The following is a 16749-nucleotide window of genomic DNA, read 5'->3' as shown; positions in this document are numbered from 1 at the left end:
GCCGTTTCCTCGGCCGCTACGGCAACCCGTTCGGCGTCGTCGGCGTCGACGACAATGGCCGCGCCTCGATCGAGTGGGGCGTCTACGGCGTGCCGGAGACATTCGTGGTCGGGCGCGACGGCACCATCGTCTACAAGCTGGTCGGCGCGATCACGCCGGACAATATCGACACCGTGCTGAAGCCGGAAATCGAGAAAGCGCTGAAAGCGGGCTCTTGAGATCGGCAACCGCCCGCTCGTTATTCCGGGATGGTCCGCAGGACCAGACCCGGAATCCAGGCACAAGTCGCGCTTAACTTTACCGGATTTCGGGTTCGTGCTTCGTACGCCCCGGAATGACGTCAAATATATCTCGGCGTTTATCTGCCGTTCATTTTGCGGCCATCGCGCCGCCGCAAATCCGCAGATAGCTTCGCCGTTAGGGTCCGGTTCAACTCCGTTGAACCAGACCCTGACCTTGTATTTTGATTGAGCATGATCTTATCCGAAAACCGGTTTCCACTTTTCGGGATCATGCTCTGGCAACAGCCCCCCGGGAGGGAGACTTTTATGCGTCATTTCACGCTCGCCTCGATCACCGCCGCCGCGCTTGCGCTCGGTCTGCTCGTTTCAACGCCGTCGATGGCCCAGTCCACTCAACCCGCCGCCAAGTCCGACAGGATGGCGCCGGCGGGGAAGATGGCGCCCGCAAACAAGATGGCGCCCCCGAACGCCGAGGCCGCCAAGCTCGACATCAACACCGCGACCAAGGAAGAACTGATGGCCTTCAAGGGCATCGGCGACAAGTATTCCGACAAGATCATCGCCGGCCGTCCCTACGCCAAGAAAGACCAGCTCGTCTCCAAGAAGATTCTTCCCGAAGCGACCTACAAGAAGATCTCCGGCCAGATCATCGCGTCGCAGCCGAAGTAACGGCTTCGTTGTGGACCCGTCATGGCCGGACCCGTTCCGGCCATGACCATCTTCGGTCGGAGCTCGAAGACATCAATGCCCGGCACGACGGCCGGACATAAAGCTTGTGGCAGGCGACCGGATATCACAGCCGATATGGCCAACGGCCCGTCAGATCTTGCCGATATCCCCTTCCCTCGCATCGCTGGCCTCGAGCGAGGCGGGTTCGAGATGATAGCGTTTGGTCAGCGGCATCTGCATCATCGCGAAGATCATGGTGAGCGGGATCGCGCCGAACACCTTGAAGTTGACCCAGAAATCCGTGCTCTGGGTCCGCCAGATAATCTCGTTCAGGACCGCCATGCCCAAAAAGAACAGCGCCCAGCGCAGCGTCAGGAGCCGCCAGCCCTTCGGCGTGAGGTTGAACACCTGGTCGAACATGATCGCGATGAAGGAGCGGCCGAACAACAGTCCAACGCCGAGCACGGTCGCAAACAGCCCGTAGATGATGGTCGGCTTGACCTTGATGAAGGTCTCGTCGTGCACCACCAGCGTCAGCGTGCCGAACACAATGACGACGATGCCGGTAACCAGCGCCATCAGCGGGATATGCCGCGTCACCACGTAGGACGCGATCATCGCGGCCACGATCGCCACCATGAACGCGGCTGTTGCGACGAACAGGTTGAACTTCGCATTGGCGGCGAAGAACACCAGGAGCGGGCCGAGTTCGGTCGCGAGCTTGAACAGCGGATGCGGTTGCTTCTTGTCCATCGTCAGCCTTCGATCCCCGCAACCGCTTTTGCAAAATCGCGCGCGGTGAACGGCGCAAGATCGTCGACCCCCTCGCCGACGCCGATGAAATGCACCGGCAATTTGTGCTTTTCCGCCAGCGCCACCAGAATGCCGCCGCGCGCGGTGCCGTCCAGCTTTGTCATTACGAGACCGGTGACGCCTGCAATGCGATGAAACGCCTCGACCTGCGACAGCGCGTTCTGTCCGACGGTCGCGTCCAGTACCAGCAGCACGGCATGCGGCGCCGATTCGTCGACCCTGCGGATGACGCGAACCATCTTTTCCAGCTCGTTCATCAATTCGGCCTTGTTCTGCAGGCGGCCGGCGGTGTCGATCAGCAGCACGTCGCGCCTGTCGTTGCGCGCCTCGGTCAGCGCATTGAAGGCAAGGCTCGCGGAATCCGACCCTTGCGCGCCCGCGACGACCGGCGATCCGGTGCGCTCGCCCCAGACCTTCAACTGATCGATCGCCGCGGCGCGAAACGTGTCGCCCGCCGCCATCATCACCTTGCGGCCCTCGGCGGACAGTTTCGCCGCCAGCTTGCCGATGGTCGTGGTCTTGCCGGAGCCGTTGACGCCGACCATCAGGATGACGAACGGCTTCTGGGTTTCGTCAATGACCAGCGGCTGCGCCACCGGCGCGAGGACCTTTTCAACTTCGGTCGCAACGACAGCCTTGACCTCGTCGGCGGAGATCGCCTTGTCGTAACGGCCCTCGCCGACAGCGGCCGCGACCCGCTCCGCGACCGCCGTTCCGAGATCGGCGCGCAGCAGCACGTCCTCGATATCGTCGAGCATGGCGCGGTCGAGCTTGCGCTTGGTGACGAGATCGGCCACCGCCGTGCCGATCGAGGTCGAGGTCCGCTTGAGGCCGCCGGACAGCCTGCGCCACCAGCTCTGTTTCGGTTTGTCGTCGGTGCTGTCGCTCATGGTGGAGGTGTGTTAGCCGTTTCGACCTGCGAGCGAAAGACTTTCGGAAAAGATCGTGCCGCAAGCGAAAATGAAGTGATCATGGATACGGCACAGCCGACACCGGAGGAAATCCAGGCTCGCGTGCTTCATCGCGACGGGCTGATGCTGGTGATCGACAAGCCGGCCGGCATTCCGGTGCATCGCGGCCCCAAGGGCGGCGCCAATCTCGAAGCTTCGTTCGAGGCGCTGCGGTTCGGCCTGCCCCGGCCGCCGGTGCTTGCCCACCGGCTCGACCGGGATACCTCGGGCTGCCTGGTGCTCGGACGCCATCGCAAGGCGACGGCCTCGCTCGGCCTGTTGTTCAAGCACGGCAGGATTTCGAAAACCTATTGGGCCGTGGTCGAGGGTAGCCCTGCTGACGACGAGGGCACCATCGACATACCGCTCGGGCGGCTGAACCACGAACGCGGCTGGTGGCAGAAGCCCGACCCGGACGGATTGCCCTCGGTGACGAAATGGAAAGTGCTGGGGCGCGGATCGCTAACCGCCTCTCCTCTTATGGGAGAGGTCGAACGCGAAGCGTTCGGAAGGGGAATAAACTCAAGTGTGGCCGAACTAACAGTTCACCCCTCTCCCCAACCCTGCCTCGCAAGGCGGGAGGAAAAGATGGGAGAGGGAGTTCAATTGACCTGGCTCGCACTGGAGCCGGTCACCGGCCGAACCCATCAACTGCGCGTCCATTGTGCGGCGATGGGCTGGCCGATCGCCGGCGATAATATCTACGGAACGCAGGCAACCTTACGACGCCTGCGCAATGAACCGTACATTCCGCGGTTCGGCGAACCGAGCCTGCACCTGCATGCGCGCGAAATCGCGATCCCCCTGTCGAAGAACAAGCCGCCCGTCGTGGTCACGGCGCCCGCGCCGATGCATCTGCATGAGCGACTCAAGGCCTGCGGATGGACCGGGGCGTAGATCGGATGGAGATGGCTCGCAACCGGCGATAGACGGCACGCCGAAGGAAACGATGTATCACAGGAACCTTTCGCAATAGCGTTTCGAGCGATGCATGTCCTCGGGCTTGACCCGGAGGCGGATACCGGTTCGCGTGAAGAAAACGCGTCAAAACAACAATCTGGACCACGCTTCCGATTCCATCAGGAGCGAAGCTCCAGGCGGCGCACCGACGATTCACCTTGAATCTGCCGCGTTCCTGTTCCATATGGTGGCGTGCCCCTGAGATCTTCGGGTCACTGCGAGCCGCGTGTTCTGAGCCCGTTCGACGGTTTCTGGCTTGCCCTTATCTAGCTAACGTCAATCGACGCCCTCGACACGCGGGTGTCTCCAGACAACCTGGCACGCTCCGGCCGATGGGTCGGGCGCCTGGTCGCATAATGGAAAGAAACAACCTTTTGCCCTCCTTTCAGGATTTCGGCCTTGCCGATCCCATTTCACGTGCGCTTGCAGAACAGAACTATCTGACGCCCACGCCCATCCAGGCTCAAACCATTCCTCTTGCCCTTGCCGGGCGCGACATCGTCGGAATCGCCCAGACCGGCACCGGAAAGACCGCGTCGTTCGCTCTTCCGATCCTGCATCGCCTGCTGCAGAACCGCATCAAGCCGCAGCCCAAGAGCTGCCGGGTGCTGGTGCTCAGCCCCACGCGCGAACTTTCGGGCCAGATCCTCGACAGCTTCAACGCTTACGGCCGCCACCTGCGCCTGACCTCGGCGCTCGCGATCGGCGGCGTTCCGATGGGACGTCAGGTCCGCTCCGTGATGCAAGGCGTCGAGGTGATGGTCGCCACACCAGGCCGCCTGCTCGATCTCGTTCAGAGCAACGGGCTCAGGCTTGGCCAGGTCGAATTTCTCGTGCTGGACGAAGCCGACCGCATGCTCGACATGGGCTTCATCCACGACATCCGCAAAGTCGTCGCCAAGCTTCCGGTCAAACGGCAGACGCTGTTTTTCTCGGCCACCATGCCGAAGGACATTGCCGAACTCGCCGAGCAGATGCTGCGCGATCCGGCGCGCGTCGCGGTGACGCCGGTCGCCTCGACCGTCGACCGTATCGCCCAGCGCATCATCCAGATCGATCATGGCGGCAAGCCCGCGTTTCTGGCCCAGCTTCTGAAGCAGGAACCGGTCAACCGCGCACTGATTTTCACGCGTACCAAGCACGGCGCCGACAAGGTGGTGAAGAGCCTCGCCAAGGCCGGCATCAGGTCCGACGCCATCCACGGCAACAAATCGCAGAATCACCGCGAGCGCGTGCTGGCGGCGTTCCGGACCGGAGAGATCCGCACCCTGGTTGCGACCGACATCGCAGCGCGCGGCATCGACGTCGACGGGATCAGCCACGTCGTCAACTTCGACCTTCCGAACGTTCCCGAGACCTACGTCCATCGCATCGGCCGCACCGCGCGTGCCGGCGCCGATGGCGCTGCGATCTCGCTGGTCGCCGGCGCCGAGGAGATGGCCTATCTCCGCGATATCGAAAAACTGATCCGCGTGGCGCTGCCGAGAGAAGATCGCCGAACACCGGGGCAGCGCGAGGCGGTGCCACCCCGTCAGCAGCATCGCCCCGGACGACCGGCGCCCCACGGTCATGCGACCAGAAACGGCGACGCCGCTCCGGGCGGGAAAGGTCCCCGCCGCCGCGGCCGTCATGGAGACGGCGCGTCGAAGACATCGAACAGATCCGAGAACGGACGGCATGAGTCCGCCCGGCCAGCGCGGGGCAGCAAGACCGAGGGGATGCGGGGGGTTGCCTTCCTGCACCGTGAAAGCCGGCCGCCGCGCTCGAAGTCCAACCCACGTCCTCAACGCTGATAAAACGCCACGCGATCCGGAGAACCCTATGGCGAAAGAAGAACTGATCCAGTTCGAAGGGCTGGTCACCGAAATCCTCCCCGACGCCCGCTATCGGGTGCAACTCGATGCCGGGCACGAAATCGTTGCCTATACCGCCGGCAAGATGAAAAAGAACCGGATCAAGACGCTCGCCGGCGATCGCGTCACCATCGAGATGTCCCCTTATGACCTCGAAAAGGGACGCCTGATCTTCCGGCACAAGGATGAGCGCCCCAGCGGCGCGCCGCGTGGTGCGCCGCCTCGCGGCCAATTCCGCCGAAGATAGGCAGGCCTCGACGGCAGCAGGATCGCGCCGACTTCGGACCGAAGGCTCTCGGCCGGACCGGTGGATCCGCGCATCTCAAAAAATCGTGCACGTCAGGATTGTTTTGGAGCCTGCCTTCGAATAATATGGCGTTTAGCGATTTTCGGCCGGACGACATTAGCTACCACCGGTACAGCCGGTTTAGACACTGACGACCCTTCCAAAAATCCAATCTCACCAGCCCGCCGAAAGCGGGCTTCGGCATACGTACTTGATAAAGGGACTACCCAGTGAGCATGGGAACCGTGAAGTGGTTTAACGCGACCAAAGGCTATGGCTTCATTCAACCCGACGATGGCGGAAACGACGTGTTCGTTCACATCAGCGCGGTTGAGCGGGCCGGACTCGGAACGCTGCGCGAGGGGCAGAAGATCAGCTACGAGATCGTTGCTGATCGCCGCTCCGGAAAATCGTCGGCCGACAATCTGCGAGCGGCCGGCTAGCGCATAATCCGCCAAAGTTTAAGCGGTTTGACGAAGTTAAAGTCTGACCTGATCAAAGACAGGATTGAACAAAGGCCGCGCTCCATGCGCGGCCTTTTGTTTGGCGTCACGCGTGCTGCGCGCGGCAGACAAGCGCTCCGGTCCGTCGGGTCATCCCCCAAGTTTCGGGCAGTCCTTGTCGCTGCCATATAATACGCAGGTTGACTGACGTGGCCGCGTATAGGCTGTGTCGCTCAGCGTCACGCCGGTTTTCGCCATGACGTAGCCGACAATCGGCTGGTAGAGATAGCTGACCTCGCTGAAGATCAGATACTGACCGGGAAGCGTCTTGTCCGATGAATCCTTGCCGATGAGCCCTGAGGGGATATCAACCGGCGTTCCCACTTCTCGCGGTGTTGTGCCCTTGCTCCACTGCACCCGCGCCTCCGAACTCGTCGGATCGATGTACAATTCCGAAATCGTGGCCTGGACGGGCGTCGACGGATAGGGCCACATGATGCCATAGGCGGCGGCGAAGAAATCCGCGATATCCGCATCACCTACCGTTTTGGACTGAGACGTCAGATCGGACAGCGTCCGCGCAACCAGCGTGACCTTGCGATTGACCGCCACGCCTGACGACACCTCGATGGTCCCCAAAAGCATCACCAGCATCAGCGGCGCAATGATCGCGAATTCCGTCGCCGCGAGACCCCGCGAGTCGTCAATCAGGTTTGCCGCGCGCTCCGCAACCCATTTCCCGACCATGATCTTTAGTGATCGATTCACGGGCACCCCCCGTAGGGTTCGTTCTTGAAAGCGGCCGTCGCCGACAGCAGCCGCTCGTTGCCGCCCAGATTCGCGAGGTTGTAGCCGAGCCCCGTGACAAACAACGGCCATCGATAAAACAGCCGGACAACGACGATGTCGCCCTCGCAACCGGGTTCGTATTTCGTGTTCCTGAAATCTGCGCTCGTGACCGGATCGGAGATCACCACGCTTCCGAATCCGGACGAATAGCGCTGGACATCGACGAAAACACCGTTCGCACAATCGAACAGCACGCTGACATTCGGGCAGACGACATTTTGCTTGAAGCCCTGCTTGTCGAACTTGGCGATCTGCGCCTGACCGGTCAGGATCATGCGTGCGGAGTCTTGCACCGCAGTCTCCAGGCTCTGGCTCGCAAAGAAAATCAGTCCTGTCTCGATGATGGCGAACAGAAGCGCGAAGAACAGCGGCGCGACGAGGGCAAATTCCACGGCAGCGGATCCGCGATTGTTGCCGCGAAAACGGTCGGCCGCCCTTATGGCTGCGGTCCTGGGACGGGGGAATGGCGACATCGCGCAATCCTTGCACACGGCGGGACTTATCTACCGTCCAGGACTAGCCGAAACTGATTGTTGAAGTATTTCGCCAGATCACAGCAAAATACCCCTCGTCTTATACCCCAAATTGACCATGTCCGGGTTTGGCTAAGGCGCGATCACAGACTCGACCCGCGCGGATGGCCCGACGCAAGCTTTCGCATGACCATCCGGCTTTTATTGTTTTGATTATTTTGCGGACGTACCGCCGGCCTGTAAATTCAGATTCTGGGCCTGATCCATCGTGGCCTTGAAGTAGCCGGGGCTATCCCCAAGGGTGATCCGCTTCTCACAGATCGGCATGCAACTATAGGACTCGCGCTCCACGCCGCGATAGACCGTCACCACCCGATCGCTCGGTCCCTCGACCTGAATGACACGATCCACGAGGATGCTGCCGGCGCGATCCATCGCAATCACATTGGTTGCGCCGTAGCCTTTTCCGGTCACGACGACAAGACCGCCGGACTGTAGCGTGACGTCGGCAATCAGCGGATTACCAACCACGATCGTCGCGATATGTCCGGGCAGCTTGACCAGTTTCGCCTGGTCCACATTGACCGAGATCGGATCGCTGGTCACTTCGGCGAGCAACGCCGCCGGGCAAAGCAGAACCGCCGTCGCAAGCGACAGACCGATGACCAGAACATACGAACGGCCGCGCAGGGACTTGAACCACATACTCCACTCCGAACGCATACGATCCGGCATCAGGAAAAACATAAAGACATGACGGTGCCGGCGCCCGACATGGCAAATCTGCCGTTAATTGATGAACGAACTGCAAACGCGGCTCCGCAGGGTCGCCCAACCCCTTCCCCGAAATGGCAGACCGGCGCGCCGCTGCAAACCACCGGCGGCCGGAACGCCACCGGGGCCGACAAGATCGGAAAGACGACTTGCAGCCGAAGCCAAAGCAGGAGAACCACGACATGGTGATCGGTCAGTCACCGCCTGATATCGCCTGGTCCGGCAACTTAACGCATCACCCGATCGCACCTGTTCAGTGAGGCATGAGCCGGACGTTCAAAACGCATTCATAAAAAGAGGCGTCCGGAGCATGCGGTGCTGCGCATTCCATTTAAATCTAAATTTACTCTGAGAAAGAACAGCCCGTTATACCGGTGTTTCCGTAATCCAATTAACTGCGCTGCAATTTCTCCCACCCTATGATGGTGCCATGGTCACGGTGCTGAGAACGCCGTTACGACCAGGTGCAGTTCGACAGCCACGTGAACACATGGAGCCAAACATGAAGAGTCTCGTTACGCGCTTTCTGAAGGACGAGTCCGGCGCGACCGCGATCGAATACGGCTTGATCGCCGCCGGCATCGCCGTCGCGATCATCGCCGCCGTCAACTCGCTCGGCACCACGCTGAACGGCGTATTCTCCGACGTGAACACCAAGCTCGGCGGCAGCGGCGGCGGCAGCGGCAGCGGCGGCACCGGCAACCCATAATCGCCGGCCTGTCATTTTTTTACGGAAAGGGTCCCGGCATCCCGGGACCCTTTTTCGCTTCCGGCTACGCCGAACCCAGACGACAATTCGAGTTGATCGCAATGACTCCGTTGAAGTCGGACCATCCGGGACGGTCCCCTTTGCCAGACGGCGAGCGGACGCGACAGGTTTTTCAAACCATCTGCATGGCGCTGGTGCTCGCCATCGTTACCCTCGCAGCCAGGCTCGTCAGCACCTGAATTTTCGTATCCCGTTTTCCGAACATTCACTTTGACGGGCTACATTTCCATAATTTGGCGGAATGGCGCTGGAGGGCTGATTCTCTATGGCACTCGATCTCGCACGATTGCTGCTGTTCCCGGCCCTGATGGCGTTCGCCGCGGCGAGCGATCTGCTCACCATGACGATCTCCAATCGGGTCTCGCTGCTTCTGGTGGCCGGCTTCCTGGTCATGGCCGTCGGAAGCGGCATGAGCCTTCAGGACCTGCTGTCCCATGTCGGGGCGGGACTGGCGGTCCTCGCTGTGGCCTTCCTGTGTTTTGCGATGGGTTGGATCGGCGGCGGCGACGCCAAGGTGGCGGCCGCCTCGGCGCTGTGGTTCGGCTTCGATTTCCTGCTGCCCTATCTGGTCATCGCCTCCGTGTTCGGCGGCGTCCTGACGCTGCTGTTGCTCCAGTTCCGACAATGGCCGCTGCCGGCGCAGCTTTACAATCAAGGCTGGCTCCTCCGCCTGCACGGCCGGGACTCCGGAATTCCCTATGGGATTGCGCTCGCGCTTGGCGCACTGCTGATATATCCGCAGACCGACTGGATCCGGGCGGTTGACTTGACGCGCTTCGCGCTTCACTGAGCCAGCGCAATAAAGGTCTCATTAACGCGATTTAGATACGCCCCATTAACCATGCTTTGACGAATAAATGTTCAACTCCCGGTTAGGGCGGTGCAAGCCCCGCACCGCAACTGGGGGAAGTGACGCGTATGAATACCGCTCGGATTGTCGTCTTGGCCATCGCTGTCGGTGCCGGCGGCCTCGCCGCCTATCTCGCGAGCGGGTCCGACAAGAAGCCGCAACCCGCCCAGACCGCGCAGCTCCCGACCGTGGACGTTCTGGTCGCGAAGTCAGACATTCAGCTCGGACAGGCGGTGAGCGCGGACGCAGTGGCGTGGCAGGCATGGCCCGCGAGCGCCGCCAGCAGCAGCTTCATTCGCCGTGACCAGCGTCCCAACGCCACCACGGAGCTGGCGGGATCGATCGCCCGCTCGCCCTTCATCGCCGGAGAGCCCATTCGCGAACTCAAGCTGGTCAGCGCGAAAGGATCCGGCTTCATGGCCGCGATCCTGCCCACCGGCATGCGCGCGATTTCGACCGAAATTTCGCCCGAGACCGGCGCCGGCGGCTTCATTCTCCCCAATGACCGCGTCGACGTAATCCTCTCAAAACGGGAAAAAAACGCGGATCATCCCTCTGACTCCGTCAATTCCGAAACCATTCTCAGCAACGTGCGCGTTCTCGCGGTCGACCAGACCATCGAGGAGAAAAACGGACAGAAGGTCGTGGTCGGCAAAACCGCGACGCTCGAACTGAAGCCGGAGCAGGCGGAGACGCTGGCGCGGTCGCGGCAGATGGGAACGCTGTCGCTGGCGCTGCGCAGCCTTGCCGACGCCAACGCTCCGGAAAACAACATCGATGATCGCAGGCGCGACAGCATCAATGTCGTCCGTTACGGCGTCCCGACCAAGACCACCGTACAGAGGTAACCAAGGACGCCTGTCATGAAGTGGACGACAAATCCGACACCGTTGCAGGCCTTTGCGACGCGCTCTCTTTCGTTCGCGGCGATCGCCGCCTTCACGCTGAACCCGGCGCTGACGCCGGTGTTCGCAAGCGACTACCGCGTGCCTGCCGCAAGGTCCGGCGCGGGGATGCATGCGCAATCGCTGTCGCTTGGTATCGGCAAGTCCGTCGTGGTGGAACTTCCCAGTGACGTCAAGGATGTCCTCGTCGCCGACCCGAAGATCGCAAACGCTGTGGTGAGATCGGCGCAACGCGCCTACATCATCGGCGCTGCGGTCGGTCAAACCAACATCATCTTCTTTGACAGCAACGGCCAGCAGATCGCAGCCTACGACATCGCGGTCACACGCGACCTCAACGGCCTGCGCGCCGCGCTCAAGCAGATTTTGCCGAATGCCGACATCAAGATCGACGGCCTCGGCGACGGCGTCATACTCTCGGGTTGGGCGCAGAGCCCGATCGAGGCGCAGCAGGCGGCCGATCTGGCTGCGCGACTTGCCGGTAGCGCCGACAAGGTCGTCAACAGCATAGCGGTCCGCGGTCGCGACCAGGTCATGCTGAAGGTGGTCGTCGCCGAGGTGCAGCGCGACATCATCAAGCAACTCGGCGTCGATTTGAGCGCCAACCTCAGCTATGGCACTGCCGTCGTGAATTTCAACAATTCCAATCCGTTCACCGCGAACGGGGCGCCGCTGGTGCCGGGCAACAGCGCTGTGGGCGACTTCGGCAAGAGCGTCATCAACGGCGTGACAATGCCGACCGTGCAGGCGACGCTGCGCGCGATGGAGAACTCTGGCGTCGTCCGTACGCTCGCCGAGCCCAGCCTGACCGCGATCTCCGGTGAATCGGCAAACTTCCTCGCCGGCGGCGAGTTTCCCGTCCCCGGCCTGCCGAGCTGCACGGGGAGTGGCCCGGTGCAAACTTGCACGCAGACAATCCAGTTCAAAAAATTCGGTATCTCGCTCGGATTCACCCCGGTCGTCTTGAGCGGAGGCAGGATCAGCCTGCACGTCTCGACCGAGGTATCGGAGCTTTCCCAGGAAGGTTCCTATAGCGTCGGCGGTACGACGATCCCTTCGCTGAAGAGCCGCCGCGCCGATACGACGCTTGAGATTCCATCCGGCGGATCGATGGTGATGGCCGGCCTCATCAAACAGCAGACCAAGCAGTCGATCAGCGGCATGCCGGGAATATCCCATATCCCGGTGTTGGGAACGTTGTTCCGGAGCCGCGACTACGTCAACAACAACACCGAGCTGATGATTCTCGTGACGCCTTACGTCGTGCGCGCCGTCGCACAGAAGGATCTCTCGCGACCTGATGATGGTTTCGCGGATTCATCGGACCCGCAGGCCGAGCTGCTGGGCAGCATCAACCGCATCTACGGCGCACCGGGCCGCGCCGAACCCGCGCGCCGCTATCGCGGCACTTATGGCTTTATCACAGACTGAAACGGGACAAGGACAGATGAACAAGCCAGCCCCTAGTCCCAAGCGCAGCCTGCGCATGACGGCCGCCCTGATCGGAGCGGCCGCGGCGCTGTCCGCTTGCACCCACACCCGTCAGGACATCGTCACCGGCAGCATTCCCGATGACTACCGCCTGCGCCACCCGATCGTGGTTCAGGAAGGCCACGCCGCCACGGAAGTGTTCGTCGGCTCCGGCCGCGGCGGCCTCACCGTCGTGCAGCGCGCCGACATCGGCGGCCTCGCGCAGGCCTGGCTGCGGGAGGGTACCGGGGCCATCGTCATCGAAGTGCCCGCCGGCACATCCAACGCCCGCGCCGCCAACGACTCGCTGCGCGAGATCAGGGGCATCCTCAATGCCTACGGCGTGCCGCCGCGCGGCATCACGGTGCGCTCCTATCATCCGGCAGACCCCCGGCAGCTCGCAACCATTCGCCTGACCTATCCGCAAATCGCGGCCACGGCAGGCCCCTGCGGGGTCTGGCCCGAGGACCTCGGTCCTTCGATCAAGAACAAGGGATATCTCGACAACAAGCCGTACTGGAATTTCGGTTGCGCCTCACAACGCAATCTGGCTGCGATGGTGGAAAATCCCTCAGACCTCGTGCAGCCACGCCCCGAAACGCCGGCATATGCCGCCCGTCGGACGGTTGCGCTCGATAAGTATCGACAAGGTCAATCGCCAGCCACCGTCTATGAGGACAAGAGCAAAATCAGCAGTGTGGGACAATGATCAGTTACGCTCGCGAGGACGCAGAAGAGCCGACCGTCTCCCCTCCGCCGAAGGCCGACGATCATATCGCGCCGGCGCCGCGCGTATCGGTGCAGGCCTTTTGCGAGACGATGGAAACAGCCACAGCCGTGCAATCGGCCGGCGAGGATCGCCGGCTGGCCAAGGCTCATCTCAAGATCCAGATGGGCGGCATGACCGCCGCCGTGGAGGCCTATCGCTCGGCGCCGACACCGAACGTCATCATCCTCGAAGCGAAAGAGCGCGGCGATATCCTCGCGGCGCTCGACCAGCTTGCGAGCGTGTGCGACGCGGGCACGCGGGTCGTCGTGATCGGCCGCATCAACGACGTCGCGTTGTATCGCGAGCTGATCAAGCGCGGCGTCAGCGATTATGTCATCGCGCCGGTCAGCGCCCTCGACGTGGTGCGCTCGGTTTGCGGACTGTTCTCAATTCCCGAAGCGAAGGCCGTTGGCCGGATCATCGCCGTTGTCGGCGCCAAGGGCGGCGTCGGCGCGTCGACGGTCGCCCATAACATCGCCTGGGCGATCGCACGCGATCTGGCGCTTGATTCCGTCGTCGCCGACCTCGACCTCGCCTTCGGCACAGCAGGACTGGATTTCAATCAGGACCCGCCGCAAGGCATCGCCGATGCCGTGTTCTCGCCCGACCGCATCGACACCGCTTTCGTCGATCGCCTGTTGTCGAAGTGCACCGACCATCTCAGCCTGCTCGCCGCGCCCGCGACGCTGGACCGGGTCTATGACTTCGGAACGGAGGCGTTCGATTCGATCCTCGACACCCTGCGTGCGACGATGCCCTGCATCGTGCTCGATATTCCCCATCAATGGTCCGGCTGGACCAAACGAGCCCTGATCGGCGCGGATGATATCCTCATTGTCGCCACGCCCGATCTCGCCAACCTTCGCAACACAAAAAACCTGATCGATCTGCTCAAGGCGGCGCGGCCGAACGACCGGCCGCCGCTTTATTGCCTCAACCAGGTCGGCGTTCCGAAGCGGCCGGAGATCAGCGCCGCGGAATTCGCCAAAGCCATCGAAAGCCAGCCGGTCGTCAGCATTCCGTTCGAGCCCCAGATGTTCGGGTCGGCCGCGAACAACGGCCAGATGATCGCCGAAGTCGCGCCGGGCCACCGCGCCACTGAAATGTTCGTCCAGATCGCGCAGCGCCTGACCGGCCGCGGCGAAGCCAAGAAGTCGCGGAAATCGTTTCTGTCTCCGTTCATCGAGAAGTTGCGGGCAAGATAAGCCCTCGCGTGGAGTACGGTCGTGTTTGGCAAGCGTAGCGGACCAGAGAACGAGGCCCGGAAGCCGGGAAGCCTGACGCTGGATGCCAATGCGCGAGCGCCCGCGGAAACAGCTTCGCCTGTCGCTTCCTCTCCTCCGCTCGCGCCGGCACGCTCCGCGCCGCCGGCGCCGGTCGTCGACGCGCGCCGGTCCGATACCTATTATCAGGTCAAGGCGACCATTTTCGGCGCCCTGATCGAGGCGATCGATCTGGCCCAGCTCGCCAAGCTCGACGGCGAATCCGCGCGCGAGGAAATCCGCGACATCGTCAACGAGATCATTGCGATCAAGAATATCGTGATGTCGATCGCCGAGCAGGAGGAACTGCTCGACGACATCTGCAACGACGTTCTCGGCTATGGCCCGCTCGAGCCGCTGCTGGCGCGCGACGACATCGCCGACATCATGGTCAACGGCGCCGGCACGGTCTTCATCGAAGTCGGCGGCAAGATCCAGCGGACCGGCATCCGCTTCCGCGACAACCAGCAACTGCTGAACATCTGCCAGCGGATCGTCAGCCAGGTCGGCCGCCGGGTCGACGAATCCTCGCCGATATGCGATGCGCGCCTCGCCGACGGCTCCCGCGTCAATGCTATCGTTCCGCCGCTGGCGATCGACGGACCGGCGCTGACGATCCGCAAATTCAGGAAGGACAAGCTGACGCTCGATCAGCTCGTCAGGTTTGGCGCCATTACCCCGGAGGGCGGCACCATCCTCCAGATCATCGGACGCTGCCGCGCCAATGTGCTGATCTCGGGCGGCACCGGCTCCGGCAAGACCACGCTGCTGAACTGCCTCACCAACTATATCGACCATGACGAGCGTATCATCACCTGCGAGGACGCCGCCGAGCTTCAGTTGCAGCAGCCGCATGTGGTGCGCCTGGAAACCCGCCCGCCGAACATCGAGGGCGAGGGCCAGGTGACGATGCGCGATCTGGTCAAGAACTGCCTGCGCATGCGCCCCGAGCGCATCATCGTCGGTGAGGTTCGTGGACCCGAGGCGTTCGACCTATTGCAGGCCATGAACACCGGCCATGACGGCTCGATGGGTACGCTGCACGCCAACAACCCGCGCGAGGCGCTGTCGCGCTGCGAATCCATGATCACCATGGGCGGCTATTCGCTGCCCTCGCGCACCATCCGCGAGATGATCTGCGCCTCAATCGACATTATCGTGCAGGCTGCCCGCCTCCGCGACGGCTCCCGCCGTATCACTCACATCACCGAAGTGATGGGAATGGAGGGCGACACCATCATCACCCAGGATATCTTCATCTACGACCTGCTCGGTGAGGACGCCAACGGACACATCATCGGCCGGCACCGTTCCACGGGAATCGGCCGGCCGCGGTTCTGGGAACGCGCGCGATACTATAACGAAGAGAAGCGGCTCGCAGCCGCGCTGGATGCGGCGGAAGTCAAGGTCGAGATCTGAGGATTGCACCCATGAACTTGCAGACCCTCGCACTGGCATTCATGGCTGCGACCGCCGTGGGCGGAATCGCATGGGTCTTCCTGTATCCGGCGCTGTCGGGGGAGGCGAAGGCCGAAAAGCGCCGCGCCGCGTTCGCGCGGACGACGCCGGCGGTCCGTCAGGTCGACAGAGCCCAACGCTCGCGCCGCGAGCAAATTGAAGGATCGCTGCGGGAAATCGAACAACGCAGCAAGCGCAACAGCAAGGTCGCGCTCAGCAGCCAAATCGCACAGGCCGGTCTGTCCTGGTCGAAGGAGAAGTTTCTGATCATCTCAGGAATTTTCGCCGCTGTTTGTTTCGTCGTTCCGATGTTTCTGGGAGCCGGGCCAATTGCCGCGGTCGGCCTGGCGTTCGCGGCAGGATTCGGCCTGCCGCGCTGGCTGCTGGGCTTCCTCAAGAAGCGCCGCGAGAAGGCATTTCTGCGCGCGCTTCCAGATGCGGTCGACGTGATCGTCCGTGGCATCAAGGCCGGCATGCCCCTGTTCGAATCGCTGAAGGTGGTGGCGGCCGATTCGCCGGAGCCGCTGAAAAGCGAATTCGCCGCGATCATCGAGACGCAGGCGATCGGCATGCCGCTGGGCGATGCCTGTTCGCGGCTGTACGAGCGGATGCCGGTTCCTGAAGCGAACTTCTTCGGCATCGTGATCGCGATCCAGCAGAAGTCCGGCGGCAACCTGTCGGAAGCGCTCGGCAATCTGTCCAAGGTGCTGCGCGACCGCAAGAAGATGGCCGAGAAGATCCAGGCCATGTCGATGGAGGCCAAGGCGTCTGCTGCGATCATCGGCTCGCTGCCGCCGGTCGTCATGCTGCTCGTCTATCTGTCCACGCCGGACTACATCGCGCTGCTGTGGACCCATCCCACCGGACGGCTAATGCTGGCCGGCTGCGTGATATGGATGTCGACCGGCATCTACGTGATGAAAAAAATGATCAATTTCGACTTCTGACGGTGCA

General features: G+C 62.3%; 18 protein-coding genes and 1 pseudogene. 14 read left to right on the top strand and 5 right to left on the bottom strand.

What is annotated here, in order from left to right; genetic code table 11:
- Window positions 1–218 (top strand): annotated as a pseudogene (locus BGO16_RS02890) (DsbE family thiol:disulfide interchange protein); the annotation flags it as partial.
- A gap of 330 nt (window positions 219–548) precedes the next feature.
- Window positions 549–911, top strand: a complete 363-nt coding sequence (locus BGO16_RS02885) for a helix-hairpin-helix domain-containing protein (protein WP_292617104.1) — start codon at window positions 549–551, stop codon at window positions 909–911.
- A gap of 150 nt (window positions 912–1061) precedes the next feature.
- Here the strand turns inward: BGO16_RS02885 and BGO16_RS02880 are convergent, their stop codons facing one another.
- Entirely contained in the window at window positions 1062–1664 is a 603-nt protein-coding gene (locus BGO16_RS02880; protein WP_292617103.1) for a septation protein A, read from the bottom strand.
- Window positions 1665–1666: 2 nt separating this feature from the next.
- Window positions 1667–2614, bottom strand: a complete 948-nt coding sequence (gene ftsY / locus BGO16_RS02875; RefSeq protein WP_292617101.1) for a signal recognition particle-docking protein FtsY — start codon at window positions 2612–2614, stop codon at window positions 1667–1669.
- 81 nt (window positions 2615–2695) lie between these two features.
- On the opposite strand from ftsY, the gene BGO16_RS02870 reads away from it, so the two are divergent.
- The 4 genes from BGO16_RS02870 (at window position 2696) to BGO16_RS02855 (ending at window position 6216) form a co-directional block, all read left to right on the top strand.
- Window positions 2696–3571 (top strand): RNA pseudouridine synthase, encoded by an 876-nt coding sequence (locus BGO16_RS02870; protein WP_292617100.1) that lies wholly within the window; start codon window positions 2696–2698, stop codon window positions 3569–3571.
- Between the two features lie 419 nt (window positions 3572–3990).
- Entirely contained in the window at window positions 3991–5427 is a 1437-nt protein-coding gene (locus tag BGO16_RS02865) for a DEAD/DEAH box helicase (RefSeq protein ID WP_292617099.1), read from the top strand.
- Between the two features lie 28 nt (window positions 5428–5455).
- Window positions 5456–5734, top strand: a complete 279-nt coding sequence (gene infA, locus BGO16_RS02860; protein ID WP_292617097.1) for a translation initiation factor IF-1 — start codon at window positions 5456–5458, stop codon at window positions 5732–5734.
- 269 nt (window positions 5735–6003) lie between these two features.
- Window positions 6004–6216 carry a cold-shock protein gene (locus tag BGO16_RS02855; RefSeq protein ID WP_002714433.1) on the top strand — a complete coding sequence of 71 codons (213 nt, stop codon included), beginning with the start codon at window positions 6004–6006 and terminating at the stop codon, window positions 6214–6216.
- Between the two features lie 150 nt (window positions 6217–6366).
- On the opposite strand, the gene BGO16_RS02850 is transcribed toward BGO16_RS02855, so the two are convergent.
- The 3 genes from BGO16_RS02850 to BGO16_RS02840 all read right to left on the bottom strand — a co-directional run bounded on the left by BGO16_RS02850 (window position 6367) and on the right by BGO16_RS02840 (window position 8243).
- A complete protein-coding gene (locus BGO16_RS02850) occupies window positions 6367–6963 on the bottom strand; it encodes a TadE/TadG family type IV pilus assembly protein (RefSeq protein ID WP_292617111.1) in 597 nt (198 codons plus the stop codon).
- 17 nt (window positions 6964–6980) lie between these two features.
- Window positions 6981–7538 carry a TadE/TadG family type IV pilus assembly protein gene (locus BGO16_RS02845; protein ID WP_292617096.1) on the bottom strand — a complete coding sequence of 186 codons (558 nt, stop codon included), beginning with the start codon at window positions 7536–7538 and terminating at the stop codon, window positions 6981–6983.
- 213 nt (window positions 7539–7751) lie between these two features.
- Window positions 7752–8243 (bottom strand): pilus assembly protein N-terminal domain-containing protein, encoded by a 492-nt coding sequence (locus tag BGO16_RS02840; protein WP_292617095.1) that lies wholly within the window; start codon window positions 8241–8243, stop codon window positions 7752–7754.
- Between the two features lie 571 nt (window positions 8244–8814).
- Between BGO16_RS02840 and BGO16_RS02835 the strand changes: the two genes are divergently transcribed.
- The 8 genes from BGO16_RS02835 (at window position 8815) to BGO16_RS02800 (ending at window position 16742) form a co-directional block, all read left to right on the top strand.
- Window positions 8815–9021, top strand: a complete 207-nt coding sequence (locus tag BGO16_RS02835) for a Flp family type IVb pilin (RefSeq protein WP_292617094.1) — start codon at window positions 8815–8817, stop codon at window positions 9019–9021.
- A 325-nt stretch (window positions 9022–9346) separates the two neighbouring features.
- Complete coding sequence (locus tag BGO16_RS02830; protein ID WP_292617092.1) at window positions 9347–9871, top strand: prepilin peptidase; 525 nt, start codon at window positions 9347–9349, stop codon at window positions 9869–9871.
- Between the two features lie 128 nt (window positions 9872–9999).
- On the top strand, window positions 10000–10779 hold the full coding sequence (cpaB, locus tag BGO16_RS02825) for a Flp pilus assembly protein CpaB (RefSeq protein ID WP_292617090.1): 780 nt from the start codon (window positions 10000–10002) through the stop codon (window positions 10777–10779).
- A gap of 15 nt (window positions 10780–10794) precedes the next feature.
- On the top strand, window positions 10795–12267 hold the full coding sequence (locus BGO16_RS02820) for a type II and III secretion system protein family protein (RefSeq protein ID WP_292617089.1): 1473 nt from the start codon (window positions 10795–10797) through the stop codon (window positions 12265–12267).
- A gap of 16 nt (window positions 12268–12283) precedes the next feature.
- On the top strand, window positions 12284–13015 hold the full coding sequence (locus BGO16_RS02815) for a CpaD family pilus assembly protein (protein ID WP_292617088.1): 732 nt from the start codon (window positions 12284–12286) through the stop codon (window positions 13013–13015).
- Window positions 13012–14280, top strand: coding sequence for a CpaE family protein (locus BGO16_RS02810; protein ID WP_292617086.1), 1269 nt, complete (start codon window positions 13012–13014; stop codon window positions 14278–14280). The genes BGO16_RS02815 and BGO16_RS02810 overlap by 4 nt, the downstream gene beginning before the upstream one ends.
- Before the next feature lie 21 nt (window positions 14281–14301).
- Entirely contained in the window at window positions 14302–15756 is a 1455-nt protein-coding gene (locus BGO16_RS02805; protein ID WP_292617085.1) for a CpaF family protein, read from the top strand.
- Between the two features lie 11 nt (window positions 15757–15767).
- Window positions 15768–16742 carry a type II secretion system F family protein gene (locus BGO16_RS02800; RefSeq protein WP_292617084.1) on the top strand — a complete coding sequence of 325 codons (975 nt, stop codon included), beginning with the start codon at window positions 15768–15770 and terminating at the stop codon, window positions 16740–16742.
- Window positions 16743–16749 lie beyond the last annotated feature (7 nt).

Source organism: Nitrobacter sp. 62-23, from assembly GCF_001897285.1.
GTDB lineage: Bacteria > Pseudomonadota > Alphaproteobacteria > Rhizobiales > Xanthobacteraceae > Nitrobacter.
The sequence above is the reverse complement of the archived record's forward strand: the minus strand, read 5'-3'. Positions and strand labels throughout refer to the sequence as shown.

Coding starts and splice junctions, on each gene's coding strand:
- BGO16_RS02880 (WP_292617103.1), bottom strand. CDS start 1,664: ATGGACAAGAAGCAACCGCATCCGCTGTTCAAGCTCGCGACCGAACTC.
- BGO16_RS02840 (WP_292617095.1), bottom strand. CDS start 8,243: ATGTGGTTCAAGTCCCTGCGCGGCCGTTCGTATGTTCTGGTCATCGGT.
- infA (WP_292617097.1), top strand. CDS start 5,456: ATGGCGAAAGAAGAACTGATCCAGTTCGAAGGGCTGGTCACCGAAATC.
- BGO16_RS02830 (WP_292617092.1), top strand. CDS start 9,347: ATGGCACTCGATCTCGCACGATTGCTGCTGTTCCCGGCCCTGATGGCG.
- BGO16_RS02835 (WP_292617094.1), top strand. CDS start 8,815: ATGAAGAGTCTCGTTACGCGCTTTCTGAAGGACGAGTCCGGCGCGACC.
- BGO16_RS02845 (WP_292617096.1), bottom strand. CDS start 7,538: ATGTCGCCATTCCCCCGTCCCAGGACCGCAGCCATAAGGGCGGCCGAC.
- BGO16_RS02885 (WP_292617104.1), top strand. CDS start 549: ATGCGTCATTTCACGCTCGCCTCGATCACCGCCGCCGCGCTTGCGCTC.
- BGO16_RS02870 (WP_292617100.1), top strand. CDS start 2,696: ATGGATACGGCACAGCCGACACCGGAGGAAATCCAGGCTCGCGTGCTT.
- ftsY (WP_292617101.1), bottom strand. CDS start 2,614: ATGAGCGACAGCACCGACGACAAACCGAAACAGAGCTGGTGGCGCAGG.
- BGO16_RS02820 (WP_292617089.1), top strand. CDS start 10,795: ATGAAGTGGACGACAAATCCGACACCGTTGCAGGCCTTTGCGACGCGC.
- BGO16_RS02810 (WP_292617086.1), top strand. CDS start 13,012: ATGATCAGTTACGCTCGCGAGGACGCAGAAGAGCCGACCGTCTCCCCT.
- BGO16_RS02815 (WP_292617088.1), top strand. CDS start 12,284: ATGAACAAGCCAGCCCCTAGTCCCAAGCGCAGCCTGCGCATGACGGCC.
- BGO16_RS02850 (WP_292617111.1), bottom strand. CDS start 6,963: ATGGTCGGGAAATGGGTTGCGGAGCGCGCGGCAAACCTGATTGACGAC.
- cpaB (WP_292617090.1), top strand. CDS start 10,000: ATGAATACCGCTCGGATTGTCGTCTTGGCCATCGCTGTCGGTGCCGGC.
- BGO16_RS02800 (WP_292617084.1), top strand. CDS start 15,768: ATGAACTTGCAGACCCTCGCACTGGCATTCATGGCTGCGACCGCCGTG.
- BGO16_RS02865 (WP_292617099.1), top strand. CDS start 3,991: ATGGAAAGAAACAACCTTTTGCCCTCCTTTCAGGATTTCGGCCTTGCC.